This is a genomic window from Lacticaseibacillus sharpeae JCM 1186 = DSM 20505, from assembly GCF_001436225.1.
Taxonomy (GTDB): domain Bacteria; phylum Bacillota; class Bacilli; order Lactobacillales; family Lactobacillaceae; genus Lacticaseibacillus; species Lacticaseibacillus sharpeae.
The window spans coordinates 58,001-77,757 of sequence record NZ_AYYO01000022.1; the positions used below are offsets into that span (position 1 = coordinate 58,001).

The following is a 19,757-nucleotide window of genomic DNA, read 5'->3' on the forward strand; positions in this document are numbered from 1 at the left end:
GAGATGCTCGATTTAACGACGACAATTGGCAATTATACTTTTGCCAACCCCCTAATGAACGCCAGTGGGGTGAACTGTTTTGATAAGGACGAACTGGACGCGATGGTTGCCAGTGCGTCGGGATCCATGGTTACGAAGAGTGCGACGGTCAAGCCGCGGCCCGGGAATCCAGAGCCACGCTACGCCGACCTAACGCTTGGCAGCATTAATTCGATGGGGCTGCCGAACCTCGGGATTGATTACTACCTCGATTACGTGGCCACTTATCAAGCAGCACACCCTGCTGACGCTATTTTTATGTCCATCGTGGGTACAACCTTCGACGATAACATTGCGGTGGCGCACCGGATTCAAGACAGCGACTTTGCTGGCTTGACCGAAATTAACCTGAGCTGTCCGAACGTGCCGGGCGAACCGCAGACGGCGTACGACCCCGCACAGACGGTCAAGATTCTGGACGCGTTGTTTAGCTTCTTCACCAAGCCCCTCGGCGTGAAGCTGCCCCCATTCTTCGATTTGGCCCAGTTCGACCAGATGGCTGCGATTTTGAACCGCTACCCACTGGCGTTCATCAACACGATGAACAGCATCGGTAACGGGCTCATGATTGACGCGGAGACCGACACCGCGCTGATCAAGCCCAAGGGTGGCTTCGGCGGGATTGGCGGCGCGTACGCCAAGCCGATTGCGCTGGCCAATGTGCGCGCATTCCGCCAGCGGCTGAATTCTAATATCCGTATCATCGGGACTGGTGGGGTGCACACCGGGCGCGACGTGTACGAGCTGATTCTGTGCGGCGCGGACATGGTGCAAGTCGGCACGGCGCTGCACCAGGAAGGCCCGCAGATTTTTGCCCGCCTGCTGACTGAACTGCAAGCCGAAATGACGCGGAAAGGGTACACGAACCTACCAGAATTCCGTGGCGCCTTGAAGACGCTGTAACCTAAAAACCATGCAAGCCTCAGCCCTCAATTTTGCCGTTTTGTTCGGGGCAAAAATGTGGTCTGGGGCTTGCCTTTTGCAAACTAATGTTCGATAATGGAAACATAGAAACGTAACAGGGGGCGCAATATGGCGACTAAGAGTACAAAGGGTGTTGAACAGATTACTGACGCGGACGCGAAGAAGAAGGCGTTGGCGGAGGCACTCAAGAAGATCGAGAAGAATTATGGTTCCGGTGCGGTCATGCGCATGGGTGAGAAGAGTTCCATCGAGGTCGATGCCGTTTCGTCCGGGATTACGTCCCTGGACATTGCGCTCGGGGTTGGTGGCTTCCCCCGCGGCCGAATTATCGAAATCTACGGACCTGAATCTTCAGGGAAGACTACCATTGCGCTGCACACTGTTGCCTCCGTTCAGGCACAAGGCGGCACGGCGGCTTACATCGACGCCGAAAACGCCATGGATCCGAAGTACGCCGCAGCACTGGGTGTTAACATCGACGAAATGCTTCTGTCCCAGCCAGATACCGGTGAAGAAGGCCTGCAGATTGCGGACGCCCTCGTCAGCTCTGGGGCCGTTGACGTGATTGTTGTGGACTCCGTTGCGGCGCTGGTCCCAAAGGCCGAAATCGACGGTGAAATCGGGGACTCCCACGTGGGGTTGCAGGCCCGGATGATGTCCCAGGCACTGCGGACACTCGCCGGGAAGGTCAGCAAGTCCAAGACCCTGCTGATTTTCATCAACCAACTGCGGGAAAAGGTCGGCATCATGTTCGGGAACCCCGAAACCACTCCAGGTGGTCGGGCCCTGAAGTTCTACTCCACCATCCGGCTTGATGTTCGGAAGAGTGGCCAGGTCAAGGACCATGACGTGGTGCTGGGTAACGGCATCAAGATTAAGGTCGTGAAGAACAAGGTTGCCCCTCCATTTAAGGTTGTGGAATCCACTATTTCCTTTGGTAAGGGTGTTGACCACTTCGCCGACTTGCTGAACTTGGCAACCGCGGACAAGGTCGACATCATCAAGAAGAGTGGTTCCTGGTACTCATACGGCGACACCCGGATTGGGCAGGGTGCGGTGAACGCTGCTAACTACCTGCGGGACAACGAAGACGTTGCGGCCGAAGTCACCAAGAAGATTATGGATTACTACGTGCCTAAGGATGACGACGAAGCGAAGAAGGAAGCAGACAGTAAGAAGCCTGCTGCTGCGAAGAGCAAGACGCCCGTCCAGACCGAATTGACGCCAGAAGCAGATGACGAGAAGCCACTGCCAAAGGGTATCACCCGGATTTAAGGCAATTAATGTGTAATAACACTGTCAGTTTAGCGCTGGCAGTGTTATTTTGTTTGTACTGACTTTTTTGCTAAAGGGGGCAGCAACTAATGAAAATCATGGTGATTGGCAATGCGGGGACGGGCAAATCGACCTTCACCCGCATGCTGGCCAAGGAGACTGGGTATCCAGTACTCGCACTTGATCAGGTGTGGCACGCAATGGATTACAGCGCGGCGGCAAAGGTGCAACTGGCGCAGGTCCAAAGCGACTTCATGGCGACCAATGGGGACTGGATTATCGACGGTAACTACAGCGGCACGATGCCTGTGCGGCTGGCGCAAGCAGACGTCGTGGTGCTGCTGAAGTGTCCGCGCGTGGTCTCGATTGCCCGCGTGATTCGCCGTTCGCTGCGTTTTCGCCGCGACCCGGCAACGCGGCCGGACATGAACCCTGAGTTCAAGGAGCACTTCGACCGGGACTACTTGGACTTCATGTTCTTCATCTGGGGTTATCCGCGCCGCTTCAAACAGCACACTGCACCGCTGCTCCAGGAATTTCACGGTCGCTACGGCATCATGACTGCCCGGAACCAGCGGCAAAAGGCGGCACGCATGCGGCAGCTAATCGCGCTCGACTGACACGCTGGCAGAAGCTACCCGCGCTGCTCGGTGCTGGTGGTATACTAGCAACATCAAACAATTGAATCGGGGGAAATCATGTCCCAACTATCATTACTGGTCGTGATGATTGCGGCGCTCGTCACGCCGCTGGTCGTGGCCAAATTGCACTTTAATGCCGTGCCCAATGCGGTCGCGGAAATCATCGTCGGCATCATCATCGGCCAAACCGGCCTCAATTTGGTGCACACAACGAGCAACCTGACATTTTTGTCGAGCCTCGGCGTGATTATTCTGATGTTCCTGTCGGGGATGGAAATCAACTTCGACCTCTTCTCCCGCTCGGCGCGCAGCAAGGGCGATAAGCAAATCGCGCCGACCACGCTGGCTGCACTCGCCTTCGTTGGCGTCGTGGCGGTCGCCGCGGGTTTGGGCTTTGCCTTACACGTCGCGGGTCTGTTCAGCGACATCTTCCTGGCTATCATCTTGTTTTCGACCATTGCCCTGGGCATCGTTATCGCCGCACTTAAGGAACAGGAACTACTCAGCAAGCCAATTGGCCAGACCATTCTGCTCACGGCAGTGCTGGGCGAAGTGGTGCCGCTGCTAGCCCTGACCATCTACGCCTCCATTAATGGGGGACACGCTGGGCGTATCTGGTTGATTATTCTGATTTTCGTGGCGGCCATCATTTTGCTGCGGCGGTTTAAGGCGGTTTACCGCTTCTTCGCGAACATCGACAAGTCAACGACCCAGCTCGACATTCGCCTCGCGTTCTTCCTCATCTTCGTGCTGGTCACGGTGGCTGAACGGGTGGGGGCGGAAAACATCTTGGGGGCCTTCCTCGCCGGGATGGTGATGAAGCTGCTGCGGCCGAGCGAACTGACGCGAGACAAACTGACGTCTATTGGTTATGGCTTCTTCATTCCCATCTTCTTCATCATGACGGGGGCGAAGCTGAACCTGCGCACGCTGCTTGCAGATCCGCAGGCGGCCATGCTGATTCCGTTGTTCTTCGCCTGCTTCATCGCGGCCAAAATCGTGCCGTACTTTGTTTTTCGGCTGCGCTACAAGCAAACCAACGCACTCGCGGCGGCGTTTTTGACCTCCACGACCATCACGCTGGTTTTGCCAACATTGCAGGTGGCCCGGAACTTACACGCGATTACGGAGCAACAGGCCGGGGCCTTCACGCTGGCGGCGGTCCTCACCGCGATTTGTTCGCCGATTATCTTCAACCGGCTGTATAAACCAGAGCCAGAGGATGTCCGCAAGACGGAAGTGACGTTCGTCGGCACGAACCTGCTGACGATTCCGGTGGCGCAGAAACTGCCGCACGCGCTGTATGACGTGCACATGGTGACCGATTCGGAGAAGAATTACCACACCTACAACAGTCAGGCGACCGATGTGCGGCTGCTGGATTCGATGACGGAGGCCACGTTGGCGCAAGCGGGTGTGTTCGATACCGAGGTGCTCGTGCTTGGCTACCGCGACGGTGAAGTGAACTATCAACTTGCCGAAGCGGCCGTTGCCCGGAAGGTGCCGCGGATTATCGCCCGGTTCGAGCGCGACCTAAGTGACGAGCGCATTGATTTACTGGCACATAAGGGTGTCGAAATTTTCAACTCCTACAACGTCAATGTCTCGCTGATGCGGGGGCTGATTGAAACGCCATCGACGCTGCGCCTGCTCACGGATACGGAGGCTGGGCTGTACGAAGTTGCTGTCCGCAACCACCGCTACACCGGTATCGCACTCCAGAGTCTGCCGAACATTACCGGCATCACCATCAGCCGCATTTACCGGGCCGGCAAGTTCGTGGCTCCGCACGGGGATACGCTGATTGAACCTAATGACCACCTGATCTTCACCGGGGACAAGGCTGCGGCCCGCGAGCTGCAGCGTGAACTGGGGAAGATGAACTAAATAACCTAGGCGCTTAGCCGCAGACGTTCGCGTCTGCGGCTTTTTGCTTTGGGGAACGGTGTGGAACAAGATGTGCTTCCGGGCAGATTGTTTCGGGGGATTCAGGGGTAAATGGCGCAATCTAAATGTGGTGGGTGATTTTAGCAGGTCTAAAATAACGATGAATATCTTTAAGACTTGGTACTTGCTTGATCCGTTTAACGATTAATAACGTATACCACAAAAACGTGCTAGGATTGTGGTGACGACGAAAGGATTATATGTCGATGGAATCAATGATGTTGGTATTATTGGGTTATACACATATGTCAGGGTGGTACGATGCTGCCTGGTGGGTTTCAATTCGTGAGGTAATCACGGTCGGTTCTATGATTGTGGGCCTACTTGCCGCGGGGGTCGCATTGGCAACGTTCGTAAATACACTTGCGGTGGAGAAACAGGAGTTAAGTGCTAAACGATTTCGGCAAACCGTTGCAGTTATTGAGGATTACAACGAAAAACGAATTGCTGTGCTTGCTAAATATGCACAGGAAATGGATGATTTTCTTAACGATATTAAGTTTAGCGATATTAATAATACGGATAAACATGATGATGTTCGGTTGTATCTGAACCACGCTGCAGCAACGGCAAATGCAAGCGAAGTACTACACTATTTGAACTTACTAGGCTTTTTCCTGGAAAACGAGCAGTACATTGCCAAGGAAGATCTTCTTCAGTCGTTTGAATCAGAAATTCATTATTATTTTTCTAATCCTGAATACCAATATCCAATTGTAACGTTAATGCGTTTTACAAGCATGCGGTATGTGAACAGGCTTTTTAATGAAGTTGGCATTGAGATTAGCATTCGGAGGTGAACATGATGGACAGACGCGAAGAGGGCCGCTTATATCAACAAAAGGTAGCAAAAATGACTGCTGCAGAAAAGGACCAGGAAATGCTGCGGGACTTGAATGCCATGTTGGCCGAACTAGGTGAACCTCCAGTCAAGGACGTGGCGACCATGAAACGTAAGCTGAGTGAGCCCATTCCGGTTCCAGAACCATTACCCAAGCCCAAGAAGATGACCTTCTGGCAGAAGCTGCGGTACGTGCTGGAGTAATTGGCGATGTCGATTGTATTAATCGCGGCTAAGGGTATAATGTGAACTATAGATTGAGTCTTAATTCTGAAAGGTGGTGTGCCTATGTTAAACATGAAAACATTCACGCAGGGGCCAGTAGTGGCCGCACGTACGCACACCAACCAACTGTAGTTTGTGATTGTTTGCGACGTATCCTGGGTGATACGTCGTTTTTTTGTGCAGAATTCAAGTCTATTGTTGCCACATTACTTGAATCCACGCACGGAGGTTGCAGTCGATGACCAAAACCGGCACTTAAGACCCAAGACGTTTAACGAACTGGCAAGGCCAGGTTCGTCATTAAGGAAGGAACATTTTTACGCATGAGCATTTTGAAAAACACACGGGGGCAACGCGCAATGAGTGGCGTTGCTTGCCGAATCGACAGCAAGTACGGCATAACAGAAAGACGAAGGTTTATAAAAAATAGCATATGGCGAAATTATCACTAACTAAATATCTCAAGCAGTTCTGGCGGGCAAACCTGCTCGTATTATTCTGGACGCTAATTGGCGCGCTCTGCCTTACCGGTAACGGGCTGGCGAGTGCGAACATTCTGACCGCGCTGGTTGCGGGCAACACGCACCGCGCCATCGCTTGGGGCACCGTCCTCCTCGGCCTTAACTTACTGTGGAGTGTCGAATTGGGCGCGTACAAGATTAGCTACACCAAGGCGGAGCAGCAGATGTCGATTGCGATGCGCAGCGACATTATTGCGGGCATCACCGGCAATGGGTACGCAGCGTTCCACAAGCAGGACATGCGCACGTACGTCTCGTGGTTGACTAATGACGTCACGAATATCCAAGACCTCGGCTTCGACATCCTCATGTTCGTGGTGCAACAGGTGCTCACAGTAATCTTCAGCGTGGGCATCATGGTGCACTTCCACTACAGTTTGCTGATTACCATCGCTATTCTTGTTGTGGTGATGATTGGGGTGGCCAAAAGTTTTGGCAACCGGCTGAACGATGCGAGCGCGGCGGTGTCGCACGGGAATGAATTACTGACGCGTGCCGTCACTGACATCCTCGGCGGCTTCGACACGCTGTTCATGCTCGGCCGGCTGCCGCTGATTGGGGCCGCAACGCAGCGGGCGTCCCGCGATTTGGCGGCACGAAAAAATCGGTACGCCCGCGCAGATGGGCACCTCATGGGTTTGACCAATGGGGTAAGTCTCGTCAGCCAGGTGATTGTGCTGCTGCAGGCGGCCATTTTGTACGCCATGCACCTGACTCCAGTGGGCGCGATTAGTGCTGCGGCGTATTTTTCCGGCACCATCTTCAGTTACCTCACCGGCATTAGTGCGAACATTATGGAGATGCGCGCGGTGCAGCCAATCTTTGCGAAGTTTCCGGTGTCAGCGCCGGCCGCGACTGAGCAAGCTGGCGTGCAAATGCAACCGTTGCGCACCAATTTAGCACTCACCGACGTCGCGTACGCGTACCCGGACACCAAAACGCCCACGTTTAGTAATTTAACGACCGTTTTCCGTGCGAGCGGCAAGTACGCCATCACCGGCGAGTCCGGGATTGGCAAAACCACGCTGTTGCGGCTGCTTGCCGGCATTACCCAGCCGGTGGCGGGCAGCTTGGCGTTTGACGGGACGGATTACGGACAAATTGCGGGTGCAGAATTGCGCCGGCGCATCGCATATATAGAACAGAATCCGTACATTTTCGCGGATACGCTGCTGCAAAACGTGACGCTCGGGGATGACTTCACGCAGGAGCAGCTGGACCACGCCGCGGCGCAAGTGGGTTTAGACGTGGTGGTTGCGGACCTACCGGATGGGTGGCAAACACAACTGGATGCTGGCGGGACGAACCTGTCTGGCGGGCAACGGGCCCGCGTGGCCCTCGCCCGCAATTTGGTCCGGGGTAAGGAAATCCTGCTGCTAGATGAGCCCACTGCAGCGCTGGATAAGGCCAGTGCCCAGCAGCTCATCGACACAATCGTTGGTTTAACCGGGGTGACGGTCATCATGGTGACCCACCATCTGAGTCCAACCACGGCGGCCAAGTTGGATGGAATCGTGACGCTGGCAAAATGACGTGCGTTCAGTAATGCTGCCACCATTTTGCGCACCAAACGCGGTATAATATCAGCAAAAGTTGGTTGCATGGGTGCACATTTGGAGGATGACATGGTTACGACGCTATCAGGAGTTTATGAAGATTACTACATGCGGGTCACGGAGTACGTGAACAGCGCGTTGTTTGTCCGCCAAGACAAAACGGCGGCGCCAATCACAGCGTTGTTCGACCACCTGGGGCAGCTGCAACGCGATGGCGCGGACATTGAGCTGAACTTGGGTGCGGCCAAAACTGTGGCCAAGGGCATCGTTAAGGAAGCGCAAATGGGCATCGGCGCCAAAATCGTCATTGCGTTCATCGCGTTTTACGGCGGATTCCTCGTCATGCTGTTCTTGCAGTCCCTGGAAAGTAGTCTCTACCAGCCGCTCCAGTACATCTGGCAGTCGCTCGTGTTGATTCTGGGGACCGTGGCCACATTAATGTGGAATCAGGCCCGGGTGTTCAAACGGCGCAAACCCCAGTCCAACGAGTTCTGGGCGACGTTTTTCCTGCTACTCATCATTAAGCGGTTCAGCGAGTTCTTGCCCAAAATCGGGGAAGTGTACTTGCCCGCCTGGGTCATTATTGAGCAGGCCGTTATTGGTGTAATCTTGGCGTTTGTCCTCATGTACATCATGGCGCCGCGCCGGGCGTTCGTCCCGCCGCTGGTGTTTGCCACCTTGTACGCCGGCGTGATTGTGATTGCTAACCAATTCGCGCCCGTGCACGCATTCATGGGGCGCAGCGAAATTGCAACATTACTGGTTATCGGACTCTTCGTCATTCCGGGCCTGCTGTACTGGTGGATGCTGAAGAAAGGCAGTGCGGATGACAACAACTGATCAACTAGATGAAAAATGGGACCTGTACGACCGTCAAATGCACATCGTAGGCACGGCGCGGCGGCGGGACACACTGCCCGCGGGCACGTTCCACCTGGCAGTAGCTTGCATTCTGTTTGACGAACGCGGCAACGTGCTGGTGCAGCAGCGTAGTTTGCACAAGCTGAGCCACCCAGGTGCATGGGAGCTCGGCGCCGGCGGCTCGGCATTGCGCGGTGAGGATGGCCCCGCTGCGGCAACCCGTGAGGTGCAGGAAGAAATGCAGCTGGCAGTCAGTGTGCCACGCACGGCCATGTTTGCCCGTGATTTTTACAGCACCTGGATTGAGGAGTGGTTTGTCGTGCAGTCAACGATTGCCCTTGCTGACGTGCACATGCAGGTCAGCGAAGTGGCGCAAGTGAAGCTATTGACCCTGGCGGATGCGCGCAAATTGCTCACGGCGGCGGGGATCAACGGGCAAGTTGCCCGTCTGGATGCCGCGGCCGCATTGTTGGGGCTGAGTTAATGGCAAATACACGCAAAACAGCCAGTGCGGACCACATGGTGGCGGCGCTGGCGGCATTAATTAAGGAAAACGGCTTTGCGGGCGTTACCGTGGCGGCAATCGTCCGGCGCGCGCACGTGAACCGCGGCACATTTTACCTGCATTACCAAGACAAGTACGACATGCTGCAGAAAGTTGAAAGCCAGCTGTTCACCCGTTACCGGCGGATTGTTGCTGAACATACGGCAACCTCAGCGGATAACGGGGTGATTGCCGACGACCTGATTCTGCACTTCCTCGAAGCCCTGCGCAGTGATATCGACGTGGTGTCGGCCTTGCTGCTGGCGGACGCGGATGCCCACTTCATGGCGAATGCGCAGGCGCTCTTAAAAGACCTGCTGCACCTGGACCAACAACCAGCCAGCGCCGATCTGCCGCCGCAATACGCGCAGGCAGTCGTGATGGCGAGCACGCTGGCTGTTTTGCGGCTGTGGATCGAGGAAGGTGCCCGCAGCGAACCCGCAGTGATTTTGCGTTACATCAACATCGCCCGCGGCCAGGCGCCAGTCAGCTTGGCCAATGGTTTGGCCGGCTAACGGTGTACCCTAACGTCTTGTATGCCGCTTGCGACGCGGTACAATCAGGGTAGGAAGGTGATGCCCGATGAAAACCGTGAGTCGCGCGCAGTTCATTCAGAATCGTGAAGCATATCTGTTGCAGGTAGCATCTGATACCGGGCCGCTGCTGGTGACAATCCCCGGCGCTAGGGACGACGTGGTGGTGGTCAGCAAGCACGCCTATGATCGCCTGCAGGCCAAAAAACACCTCGTCAGCAACCATTATTTGATGCACAAGCAGTACCAGGGCACCGAGCATTTCGCCCCGGCGCCGAACCCTAGGTAAAATAAAGGCCAACCATGCACGAAAACGTGCGTGGTTGGCCTTTTTGGTTACAGATTAAACAGCTGACGGGCGTTGGCCGTCAAAATCTTGGTGCGCAGGTCGTCATCCAAAATCGCCGCGCCCTGCATCATGTTCAGTTCCATGTCCATGAGGGTGTTGAACTTCGCGGTCTTGGGGTGCCGGGCGAGGAAGCTGCGGTACCGAGCCGCGCTCTCTATTTGTGCCACCCGTTTATCGCCGGCCGGTTTGCCGCCGTTTTCGATAACCTGAAGCAGCTGGCCCGCAGCGAGACTGCCAGTGTAGGGGATGTCACTGCCGTACATGATGTGGTTCTCGTCGGCCAGCGTCAGCAGCATCGGCAGCTGGCGTGGGAACACGGCACCGGCGGTATCGAAGTAGACGTGGCGCATGGCCGCGTACATGTCGGCCTGGTAGTTCTCCTTGGTGTACAGGGCGTCGCGGTCGGCTAGAATGCCCATGAAGGCGCCAGCGTGCGGGATAATCAGCTTGATGTCCGGATACTTGTCGAAGAAGTGGTAGCGGAGCAGATTCATGAACGTCATGGTGGTGTCGATGAAAAAGCCCATGAGTGGGGTCGGCATGTCGATATTAACGTTCATCGGCAACTGGGCGGGTTGGTTCGGGTGCAAGGCCACCACGGCGTGCTCCGCGTTCAGCTTGGCGTATACGGAATCCATGATGGGGGAGCCGAAGTAAATGCCGCGGGAGTTAGTGGGGACGGTGAAGCCTTGCGCGCCGTTGTTTAGTGCGTGGTTGATTTCCTGAACACTTGCATCGGCATACGGCAGGGGCAAACTAGCGAGGTAGCCTAATTCATCGGGGTGCTTTTTGTGCAAATCAGCACCGAAGTCGTTGGCATCGCGCACCAGATCTAGTGTTTCACTGCGGTCGCCGAAGTTAATGTGCGGGGACGAGAGGGATAACAGCGAGTAAGCGATGTGGTGTTCGTGGTTGAAGTGCAACGTCTTGGCCGCAGACCAACTTGGGGTTGGCCAGCCGTCGGGGTTGCCGGGAATGTGCTTTTTCAGTGCCGCCACGTACTTGGGTGGCAGGTAATGGGTGTGGACGTCGATAATATTTTGGGTCATGGTGTTCCTCCTTAGTGCCGGGTGGGGGCCGGCCTTGCACCATTAATGTTAGGGCGCGAGGAGAGCAGGAACAATCCGCAATAATAGGCAAAGTGTTGATTTAAGCAAAAAACACGAACGCATAGACATTGATTTTTTTGCTTGTTAGAAAGATAGAAAGGCCTCTCGTCAGATACGCGAGAGGCCTTTTTGTTTCCATAAGAACCCGCAAATTTTGACAACTAAGTTCAAACTTAGGGGTTCGCACTAACCGCCGCTTGCAACCAAGGTCCAGATAGACCTACGTTACACGGACGGCATGTGCACGTTAAATCAGCTGGTAGTGCTCCAGGCCCCGCACAATACCGCCTTCCATGTTGGAGCTGGTCACGTATTCGGCTTGCTGCTTGGCGACGGGAACCCCGTTGCCCATGGCGATGGGGTGGTCGACGAGGCTGAACATCTGCAAGTCGTTTAGCTGGTCGCCAAACGCGTAGGATGGCGTGTTGGTTAGGTTCAAGCTACCCAGCAGGTGCTCGATACCGGTTTTCTTGGAGACGCCCGCCAGCATGGTGTCGAGTCCGCGAATATTGTTGCGTACGAAGCTGAGTTCCCCGGCGAACTCTTTGGCGTAGGCCTGTTCATGCGTACGGTTGAAGACGAACATGAAGTTAACCGCGTTTTGTTTGTAAAAAGCGGGGTCAACTTTGGCCTGCAAGTTGAGCAGGTGGTAGTTCGCAACGGTGTCGGCGGACTTGGCACTGATGGCAAAGCCCTGGTTGTTGTACCAGCCGACTGGATTATCGTGGTCGCGGGCGTACCGGTTGACGTCTTGAATGAGCGTTTCGGGGATTGTTGCCGCGTAGATTTGTTGACCGCGACTGGCGACGTAACTCCCATTGGCACTGACGATGGTGTTGATGCCGGTTTGGTCGAGCACGTATTGGACTTCGAACACGTTGCGGCCGGTGGCGATGACGGGTAAAACGTCATTTTTGCGCAAATCGCCGATGGCTTTCACGGTGTCCGGGGCGACCGACTTATTGTCCCGGAGTAAGGTACCGTCGAGGTCGAAGAAGACGACGGCGCGGAATTGCTCAGTTGTCATTTACGCCGCCTCCTTGAGCCGTCCGCTGATGTTAGCGAGCGTCAGGGTACTGGTGGTCGGGAACACTATCGTGGCGCCGCGCAGGACATCCTTATCGCCGATGCCAACGGAGATTTCGCCGGCCGCATCGATGGCCTGCACGCCGGCTGCTGCGTCCTCAACTCCGATGCACTGCCGCGGTTCGAGGCCGAGAATTGCGGCGCCCTTGATGAAAATCTCGGGATTGGGCTTACCCGTGTGTAGGCAGTTCGGGTCGACAATCTTCGGGAAGTACTGGGTGAGTCCGAGCCGCTCAAGCACGGCGGGCGCGTTACGGGATGCTGAGGCGATGCTCATCAGGTATTCGTGCTCGTGCAGGTCGTGCAGGAATTCGGGGATGCCCGGCAAGATGTCTTGCGGCGTGAGTGTGCTAATCAAACGCTGGTAGTGCTCGTTTTTAGCGGTGGCCAGCTGCGTTTTTTCCGCGTCGGTGTAAGCATCTTGCTTGCCGCCCGCGCGCAAAATGATGTCGAGCGATTCTTCTCGCCCGATGCCGCGCAACTTGTCGGCTAGCTCGTGACTCCACGGGGTACCAACCTGGTCGGCGATTTCGTGCCACGCCTTGGTGTGCAGCCGGGCGGTGTCGGTGATGACGCCGTCCAGGTCGAAGACGAACCCTTTAATCTGCTTGAATATGCTCATAATCCAGTACCGTTCCTTTCGTAATTAATATTCTGTTGCAAATTCGTTGCCGGCAACTAGTTGCACCGGCTTGCCCAAAACCGTGACCGCAACGTCCTTGTCACTAGTGATGGTAATGGTGTTGTGCGTGATGGTGCAGGCTAATGTGGCACCCTGGAAGGTCGTGTTGAAATGCAGCCCGGCCCATTGCTTTGGCAGACGTGGGTTGATGGCCGGCTTATCTCCGAGCAGGTTGACCCCGCCGAAGAGCCGCTGCGCCACGTCGAGGGTGGCCCCCATGACCCCGAGGTGAATGCCCTCGGCCGTGGTCCCGCCTTGAATGTCATAGTAATCGGAGAACAGGGCTTGGCGGTAGAGCTGCCAGGACTGACTGTTGTAGCCAGCCAGTCGCTCCAGGTAGGCGTAAACAATGCGTGAGAGCGTTGATCCGTGCGTGGTGCGCGCGAGGTAGTAGTGCAAGTTGTGCTCGAAGTAGTTATCGGGCAGTGTGTAGCCCATGTCCGCAATCAGGTCGGCGACGTCTTGCTGGTTCAAGATGAAGCTGGCCATCAGCGTGTCGGCTTGCTTGGTCACTTGGTACGCGTCGGGCGTCTTGCCCTCGGCCTTTAAGATGCGGTCGATTCGGGCGATGTCCCCATACTGCTTGCGGTATTGGTCGAAGTCGAGTTCGGGCAGTTTGAAGTAGCCGCTGAACTGACCGATGATGCCATCTTCGCTGATATCGAGGTGCAGATTGTGGCGAATGGTGGTCATTTGCGCTAAATCACTGGTGCACAGGTCGCTCTGGTTCAAGATGGTGGCGAAGTCGTGAACCTTGGTCTGCATCTGTTCGACCAGTCGGAACAACCACGCCACGCCGATGTTGGTGTACGCGTTGTCGGTCAGGCCGGGCTCATCGGCGTTGGGGTAGCCTTCATGGAATTCGTCGGGCCCCATGACCCGGTGAATGCTGTATTTGCCGGTCGCTTCATCCTTTGTGACCATGCTGAGCCAGAATTTGGCGATGGCCAAGATCATGACAATGCCGTAGTTGTGCATGAATTCTTCATCGCCGGTGATGTGCCAGTAGAGCCAAGCATCATAGGCTACGGCCAGCGATACGTGTCGCTGGCGGCGACTGTTGTCGGGATCCCACGTGTTCGTAATTGGATTCAGGTGCACCGACTGCGACTGTTCAGAACCGTCACTGCCAGATTGCCACGGGTACATTGCCCCCTGGCGTCCGTTGTCGTGGGCGTAGTCTTTAGCTGCCCCCAGCCGGTTGTAGCGGTACATCAGCATCTGCTTGGCAATAGCGGGGTAGTGTGCGGCGTAAAACGGCATGACGAACATTTCGTCCCAGAACACGTGGCCCCGGTACGCTTCGCCGTGCAGGCCGCGGGCGCCAACTGAGGCGTCGAGTTGACCGGACGCCAGCGCCGTCGCGGAGGTGAAGAGGTGGAACGTGTTGACCCGCAGCAGTTTTTGGCTGGTGATGTCGCCGTCGATGGCGGTGTCACTGGTTGTCCAAAGCTGAGTGAAGAAACGCTTGGCACTGGCGGCCGTGTCCGTAAAGCTGGCGGCATTGAGCTCGCTGGTGACATGTTGGTCTAGCTCAGCGGATGCACATTCACGGTCGGTGTACAGCGCGACGGTCTTGTCGAACGTGTAAGTCTGGCCGGTGGCAACGGGGATGCTGGCGATTTGCGCGATTGCGGTGTTAGTGGTGTTGACCTTGATGTGGTTGCGCAAATCGGCGTCTGCGTTTGGCGTGGTTAAACGGCTGCCAATGGTGAAGTGAATATTGCTGGTCGTTGTCTGGCCTGCTAGCGTAATCTGGTCGCCCGCACTAGCCATGCCGGAGATGTCAACGTGGTGGGTTTCGAACTGCTGGTACCGATCGACGTTGGTATTGCGCACGCCGCCATCGATGCCGGAATACACCTGCAGGGACCCGGAGAAGTTCAGCGGTGTGACTTGGTAGCGAATGGCGAAGCGGTGCCAGTGCTCCATGTCCGCCACCTTGGTTGTTTGCACGCAGAGCTCGTGGCCGGTGCCTAAGACGATGATCATGGTGGTGGTCAACGCGCCGGTGCGCAAATCGAGACTGCGGTAGATGTCGCGGATATCGCGACGTTGGATTTTAAATGGGGTCGCGTTGTCGACGCCGAACGTCATGAATTGCGCGTTCGGCATGTTCACAAGGTCCTCGTTGGTGATGTCGCGGCCATTGATGTTCGTGGTGGTTTGGTTGTACAGCCCGGCGACATACATGCCGGGATAGTTATTCTTATCTGCGTGCGCTTCAACATAGGCGCCGCGCAAGCCGAAGTAGCCGTTGCCCACCGTGAGCATAGCTTCTTGGCCGTAATTACGTTTGCCGTCGTACTGGCCGTAGTAATCAAGGTGCCAGCACGCCGCTTCTTTTTTGGCGTCAATCGCCGCTTGCAAACCGACGCGGCGAACCGTGGGGAGTGCGACGACGGGGACGTTGAACATGTTGGTCAGCGCCAGACCGATGTCGATGCGCTGATGGTTGATACCGACAATGGTGTCGGAGAACGAGTAGGTAAGTGGATTGACGACAACGATGACGTCGAAGTCGATCCCGGCCAGGCGCACGCGCATGTTTTCGAGGTTTGCGCCGATGCTTTGGGCTGGATTGTAACTGATCAGCAGCCGCTTGCTTGCTTCGTTTGCGTTGCCCGTCTGGTTCGTGATTTCCAATGCTTCATCCATTACCTTGAGTGAAATGGTGCGCATCTTATCATTCCTTTCAGAAAATCCTTACCCATCAACCGTAACGCGAAAAATGCGGATATGCAAATTGTGCAGTGCAATAATGCTGCTAGATAGGCAATTGGCACTCCTAAATGGCGACTGCAAATCCACAGATGCCGGCATTTTTGCAAACTTTGCGACTGATTTTTAATTTTGTTGCAGAAATTGATAGGGTGTTCTTCTCGGATATGGATGGCGTAATTGGAGGGGACAGAGCGTAAATGCTAGCTGGCCGGTAATAGCTGCCGATGTTTTAACGATGTGTTGTGAAACGTCGCAAGCGCTTATCGATATAAAATAAATCATAAGTAAGCGTTGACAACGATAAGTGAATCCTGCATTGTAAATATAAGGGATGAACAATACACGCCCGACAACAAGTTGATCGACACTGAATGTCACATGGAGGGAATCCTTATGAAAAAGATTCTATTTGCAACGATTGCATTAATTTCCATCACAATGTCCAGCGCATCAGTTACTGTTGGCGCAACGACAAATAGTGCGACGGTAAAGTCCGCCGTAAAGGTAAACAGCGAGGAGTTTGTACGAATTGCTGAAGTCAGCGGTGGTCCTGGTAAGGGAGTTGTCGAAATTCCGTATGTAAGCACAATCTCACTTGATGGTGATACTGTGGATCAGTATGGGTATTACTATTACCTGGTTGATGGCAACAGAGTATCCGCACACGATTACATTTAAAAATGGATTGAAATGCTTAGAATAAACGAGGTAGCAGAACATAACATCCTGCTACCTCGTTTATTTACGTGCGGAAATGAATGTGTTAACCACCCAAAAGCAGACACTCCAAAAACCAAACACTGATATTACAGATAGATAACTCATTGATTTAAATTCACCAGTGTGAAGTAGAATCTGTGGTAAATTAAGATAACCAGCGGGTAAAAAGTTTATTATTGTGATTGGCAGCAGGCTAGTTAAACCAACTAGCTGTGGGAAAGTGCCAAGGCCGAGCAGAAAAACAAGGCTAATCGTGTCCTTAACAGCATGTATCAATAGTGCAGCACAGCTTCCAAGCATAATAATCCACATTGAATAGTAAGTTAGCATGTGCCAAAACATGCTGATTACCGAGCTTGCAAGAAAGCCGCCATTTTTGCTTGTCATGATTGGGAAAAAAAGTGACCCAAAATCGTGACCCGGGATAAGAGATATGCATATTGCAATAATTAAATAAGCAAAAATGATTATGCAATCAAGCACGAGTAGCAGAGTTACGACCCTTGCTAATAATATTTTTGTGTCTGATATTGGGGCCATTGACATGAGAGCATTCGAGTCATTTTTACGGTGCGTTCCGAATGCTTGCGCAACAAAAATGATAATAATTGCTAGTAGCATCATTGTTGTCGGCAGTGGCTTTTTATGACTATCCATGAGTCCCCAACCGATAATCGTTGGCATTAGTAGGTTTGTTGCATCGCTATAAACACTAATTGCTGCCAGCCTTGACGGCGCGTTCTGCATAATAGCAATCTGTTGCGCTTCAAGTAATTCTCCACTCAAGCTCATGCTGGTCATGCAGCTACCAAGAGTTATTATGTCAGGAGTATAAGCTGAATAAACCGGGTGATTGGTGATGAAGTCTGTCGACAATTGATTTAGCTGCTGATAATTTTTTTGTTTAAGTAGCTTGATGGCAGTTATGTTGTAGTGAAGAAGAGGTTTTGCCTTCGTCAAATCTGAAAAATGTTCGCTGGTTGGTGTGCGGGTTAAGTATCGTTTTTGCTCGTATTGCATCCCTAAAAGCAAATCTTTTGTTAGTTCAGACTTACTGGAACTTTTTGCGGTCGTTGGAAGTAAAATACCACCACCGTAAGAACGGCCATATGTCGGTTGCGTCAGTTCGTGCCAAATTGGTACCGCCATTGTTGCCAGTAACAACACAAAGAGCATTGCCACCAATGGTTTCGAAATACGTTTGAGCTCAAAAAGCACCTGATTGATGAACATGACAGTCACCTGACTCAATGTTGATTTAAAAGTTATCTTCATAATAAACTCTGTGTGAGTGTTTGGCAATAAAAGGATTAGCGCAGATTCCTCTCCATCTTTGCCAGCCCGTAAACAATAAGTCCGTGACATCTGCCACCCCGGAAATTCTTTGCACTCACCGCCTAAAATGATTAAAATAAAACTATCATTTTGAGTAATCACTCAGGACCGAGGACATCATGCCAATTCCATTTTTTCACGTTATCTATAATCCCGTTGCGGGCTCCGGGAACGCCAAGGCGGTTTGGGGCGTCATCAGCAAGGCGCTGGTCGACCGCGACGTCGAGTTTGCACTATACGAATCCCAATACCCCCGCCACACAGTGTTGCTGGCTCAACAAATCGCTAAAACTGAAGCCGCAGCGGGTTCCGTATTGCTGGTGATTGGTGGCGACGGGACGCTCAACGAGGCGATTACCGGGCTGCACCTATCCGGCAACCCGTACCACTTGCCGATTGCGTACATTCCTGGTGGTTCCGGGAACGACTTCGCGCGCGGGGTCGGTTTGTCCCGCAAGCCCATCGAGGCGCTCGACCAGGTGCTCGGCGCAACTGCGGCGCACAAGCTGGACATCGGGAAGTACACCGAGCTGCAAAGTGGCAAGCGCGGCTTCTTCGTGAACAACTTCGGCATTGGCTTCGACGCGGCGGTGGTCAACGCTGCCAACCGCGCCACGTCCAAGCTGTTCTTGAACACCTTGCACATGGGCTCATTGGCGTACATGGCGCAGGTAATCCGCATCCTGACCAACCGCAAGCCATTTGCGGTTGAGGTGACGGCAAATGGCCGCACCGAACGGATTAAGGATGCATACTTGTGCACCACGACCAACCACCCGTACTTCGGGGGCGGGGTCCGCATTCTGCCGGGTGCTAAACCAGATGACGGCGAACTGGATCTGATTGTGGTTGACCGGCCGAACCTGGTCGTCTTTGCCACCCAGGCCATTGCGTCCATCATGGGCAAACCGGTGAAGAGTCCAAGCCGCCACCACATTCGCGCGTCCCGGTTCGAAATTTCTACTGCCAGCAAGGAATTCGCGCAGATTGACGGGGAAGACATGACCGAGCAGCCTTACCGCATCGAGATTGGGGTCGACAGCCAGGACTTTTGGTTTGCACCGCAAAAATAAATTGCTATACGTATAAAGTATGTACATTTTAGGCGAACGGTTGTATACTGCAGATATGGAAAGGAGCCGGGGCAATGCCGATGAAGCCAAAGCAACTTGAAGCTTTAGTGCTGGCAGCTGGCTTTGAGTTGCAAAAGGCTAAAGGAAAGGGTGGACATCGTCGGTATCTGAACAAGATTACCGGTAAAACTACTGAAATTCCCTTTCATAGCGGTGAGCTTAGACCAGCAACGCAAAAGGCTATTCTGAAGGACATAGGTTATCGCGAAGGAAAATAGTTTATTTGCCCTGATACATGTAATGAAAAAAAACATTCTGATGTACCCAACCATTTTTGAAGAAATCACTGACGAAAGCGGTCATTATTATGTCGTTTCGTCGCCCAACATTCCCGGAATGCATACTGATGGCGCAACGATGCAAGAAGCAGTTGAATACGCGGTGGATGCGATTGCGACAATGCTGGATGGTGAACAATATCCGCAGCCAGATGACCCGACCGCTTGGACGCTCCAAGCAAATCAGCAAGTTGTCTATGTTTCGGTCGACATGGATGCGTGGCAAGCAGAAAAAATGCGCATGCGAAAACTACAAACAGTACGACGGACAATCACAATTCCGGAATACTTAAACGACCAAGCTAAGGCCTTGAAAATCAATGTTTCGCGAGTTGCAACTGAGGCACTCGAACGCGTTTTGAATACAGCAAAATAAACGTGGCCGGGACATAATTCCCGTTCACAAAAATTAAACGACCGAGCATTCTGAAAAT

At 53.8% G+C, this 19,757-nt stretch carries 20 protein-coding genes; 15 read left to right on the forward strand and 5 right to left on the reverse strand.

Annotation, left to right across the window (positions count from 1 at the left end; translation table 11 throughout):
- The first annotated feature begins 3 nt into the window (after positions 1 to 3).
- The 11 genes from FC18_RS05700 to FC18_RS05750 all read left to right on the forward strand — a co-directional run bounded on the left by FC18_RS05700 (position 4) and on the right by FC18_RS05750 (position 10,196).
- Entirely contained in the window at positions 4 to 942 is a 939-nt protein-coding gene (locus FC18_RS05700) for a dihydroorotate oxidase (protein ID WP_054678272.1), read from the forward strand.
- A 129-nt stretch (positions 943 to 1,071) separates the two neighbouring features.
- On the forward strand, positions 1,072 to 2,238 hold the full coding sequence (recA, locus tag FC18_RS05705; RefSeq protein WP_054678270.1) for a recombinase RecA: 1,167 nt from the start codon (positions 1,072 to 1,074) through the stop codon (positions 2,236 to 2,238).
- A gap of 89 nt (positions 2,239 to 2,327) precedes the next feature.
- Positions 2,328 to 2,858, forward strand: a complete 531-nt coding sequence (locus tag FC18_RS05710; RefSeq protein ID WP_054678268.1) for a EutP/PduV family microcompartment system protein — start codon at positions 2,328 to 2,330, stop codon at positions 2,856 to 2,858.
- Positions 2,859 to 2,936: 78 nt separating this feature from the next.
- Positions 2,937 to 4,766, forward strand: a complete 1,830-nt coding sequence (locus FC18_RS05715) for a monovalent cation:proton antiporter family protein (RefSeq protein ID WP_054678266.1) — start codon at positions 2,937 to 2,939, stop codon at positions 4,764 to 4,766.
- A gap of 266 nt (positions 4,767 to 5,032) precedes the next feature.
- Positions 5,033 to 5,626, forward strand: a complete 594-nt coding sequence (locus FC18_RS05720; protein WP_156660875.1) for a hypothetical protein — start codon at positions 5,033 to 5,035, stop codon at positions 5,624 to 5,626.
- Positions 5,627 to 5,628: 2 nt separating this feature from the next.
- On the forward strand, positions 5,629 to 5,871 hold the full coding sequence (locus tag FC18_RS05725) for a hypothetical protein (RefSeq protein WP_056975704.1): 243 nt from the start codon (positions 5,629 to 5,631) through the stop codon (positions 5,869 to 5,871).
- A gap of 454 nt (positions 5,872 to 6,325) precedes the next feature.
- On the forward strand, positions 6,326 to 7,945 hold the full coding sequence (locus FC18_RS05730; protein WP_054678262.1) for an ATP-binding cassette domain-containing protein: 1,620 nt from the start codon (positions 6,326 to 6,328) through the stop codon (positions 7,943 to 7,945).
- Positions 7,946 to 8,038: 93 nt separating this feature from the next.
- Entirely contained in the window at positions 8,039 to 8,809 is a 771-nt protein-coding gene (locus FC18_RS05735; RefSeq protein WP_054678260.1) for a hypothetical protein, read from the forward strand.
- Positions 8,796 to 9,314 carry an NUDIX domain-containing protein gene (locus tag FC18_RS05740; RefSeq protein WP_054678259.1) on the forward strand — a complete coding sequence of 173 codons (519 nt, stop codon included), beginning with the start codon at positions 8,796 to 8,798 and terminating at the stop codon, positions 9,312 to 9,314. The genes FC18_RS05735 and FC18_RS05740 overlap by 14 nt, the downstream gene beginning before the upstream one ends.
- Positions 9,314 to 9,889, forward strand: coding sequence for a TetR/AcrR family transcriptional regulator (locus FC18_RS05745; protein WP_054678258.1), 576 nt, complete (start codon positions 9,314 to 9,316; stop codon positions 9,887 to 9,889). The genes FC18_RS05740 and FC18_RS05745 overlap by 1 nt, the downstream gene beginning before the upstream one ends.
- Before the next feature lie 67 nt (positions 9,890 to 9,956).
- A complete protein-coding gene (locus FC18_RS05750) occupies positions 9,957 to 10,196 on the forward strand; it encodes a type II toxin-antitoxin system prevent-host-death family antitoxin (protein WP_054678257.1) in 240 nt (79 codons plus the stop codon).
- Between the two features lie 47 nt (positions 10,197 to 10,243).
- On the opposite strand, the gene FC18_RS05755 is transcribed toward FC18_RS05750, so the two are convergent.
- The 4 genes from FC18_RS05755 to FC18_RS05770 form a co-directional block, all read right to left on the reverse strand.
- Positions 10,244 to 11,305, reverse strand: coding sequence for an amidohydrolase family protein (locus FC18_RS05755; protein WP_054678256.1), 1,062 nt, complete (start codon positions 11,303 to 11,305; stop codon positions 10,244 to 10,246).
- Positions 11,306 to 11,612: 307 nt separating this feature from the next.
- Positions 11,613 to 12,392 (reverse strand): Cof-type HAD-IIB family hydrolase, encoded by a 780-nt coding sequence (locus FC18_RS05760; RefSeq protein WP_054678255.1) that lies wholly within the window; start codon positions 12,390 to 12,392, stop codon positions 11,613 to 11,615.
- The gene (pgmB, locus tag FC18_RS05765) at positions 12,393 to 13,073 is read right to left on the reverse strand and encodes a beta-phosphoglucomutase (RefSeq protein ID WP_054678253.1); all 681 of its coding nucleotides are present in this window, start codon (positions 13,071 to 13,073) and stop codon (positions 12,393 to 12,395) included.
- 24 nt (positions 13,074 to 13,097) lie between these two features.
- Positions 13,098 to 15,815 (reverse strand): glycoside hydrolase family 65 protein, encoded by a 2,718-nt coding sequence (locus tag FC18_RS05770; protein ID WP_056975706.1) that lies wholly within the window; start codon positions 15,813 to 15,815, stop codon positions 13,098 to 13,100.
- A gap of 435 nt (positions 15,816 to 16,250) precedes the next feature.
- On the opposite strand from FC18_RS05770, the gene FC18_RS05775 reads away from it, so the two are divergent.
- Positions 16,251 to 16,535 carry a hypothetical protein gene (locus FC18_RS05775; RefSeq protein ID WP_054678251.1) on the forward strand — a complete coding sequence of 95 codons (285 nt, stop codon included), beginning with the start codon at positions 16,251 to 16,253 and terminating at the stop codon, positions 16,533 to 16,535.
- A 60-nt stretch (positions 16,536 to 16,595) separates the two neighbouring features.
- Here FC18_RS05775 and FC18_RS05780 read toward each other — a convergent pair whose 3' ends face one another.
- Positions 16,596 to 18,014 carry a hypothetical protein gene (locus FC18_RS05780; protein ID WP_156300877.1) on the reverse strand — a complete coding sequence of 473 codons (1,419 nt, stop codon included), beginning with the start codon at positions 18,012 to 18,014 and terminating at the stop codon, positions 16,596 to 16,598.
- 17 nt (positions 18,015 to 18,031) lie between these two features.
- Between FC18_RS05780 and FC18_RS05785 the strand changes: the two genes are divergently transcribed.
- The 3 genes from FC18_RS05785 (at position 18,032) to FC18_RS05795 (ending at position 19,699) form a co-directional block, all read left to right on the forward strand.
- The gene (locus FC18_RS05785; protein ID WP_056975708.1) at positions 18,032 to 18,985 is read left to right on the forward strand and encodes a diacylglycerol/lipid kinase family protein; all 954 of its coding nucleotides are present in this window, start codon (positions 18,032 to 18,034) and stop codon (positions 18,983 to 18,985) included.
- 74 nt (positions 18,986 to 19,059) lie between these two features.
- Positions 19,060 to 19,263 (forward strand): type II toxin-antitoxin system HicA family toxin, encoded by a 204-nt coding sequence (locus FC18_RS05790; RefSeq protein ID WP_054678245.1) that lies wholly within the window; start codon positions 19,060 to 19,062, stop codon positions 19,261 to 19,263.
- Positions 19,264 to 19,285: 22 nt separating this feature from the next.
- Positions 19,286 to 19,699 (forward strand): type II toxin-antitoxin system HicB family antitoxin, encoded by a 414-nt coding sequence (locus FC18_RS05795; RefSeq protein ID WP_054678243.1) that lies wholly within the window; start codon positions 19,286 to 19,288, stop codon positions 19,697 to 19,699.
- The last annotated feature ends 58 nt before the right edge of the window (positions 19,700 to 19,757 follow it).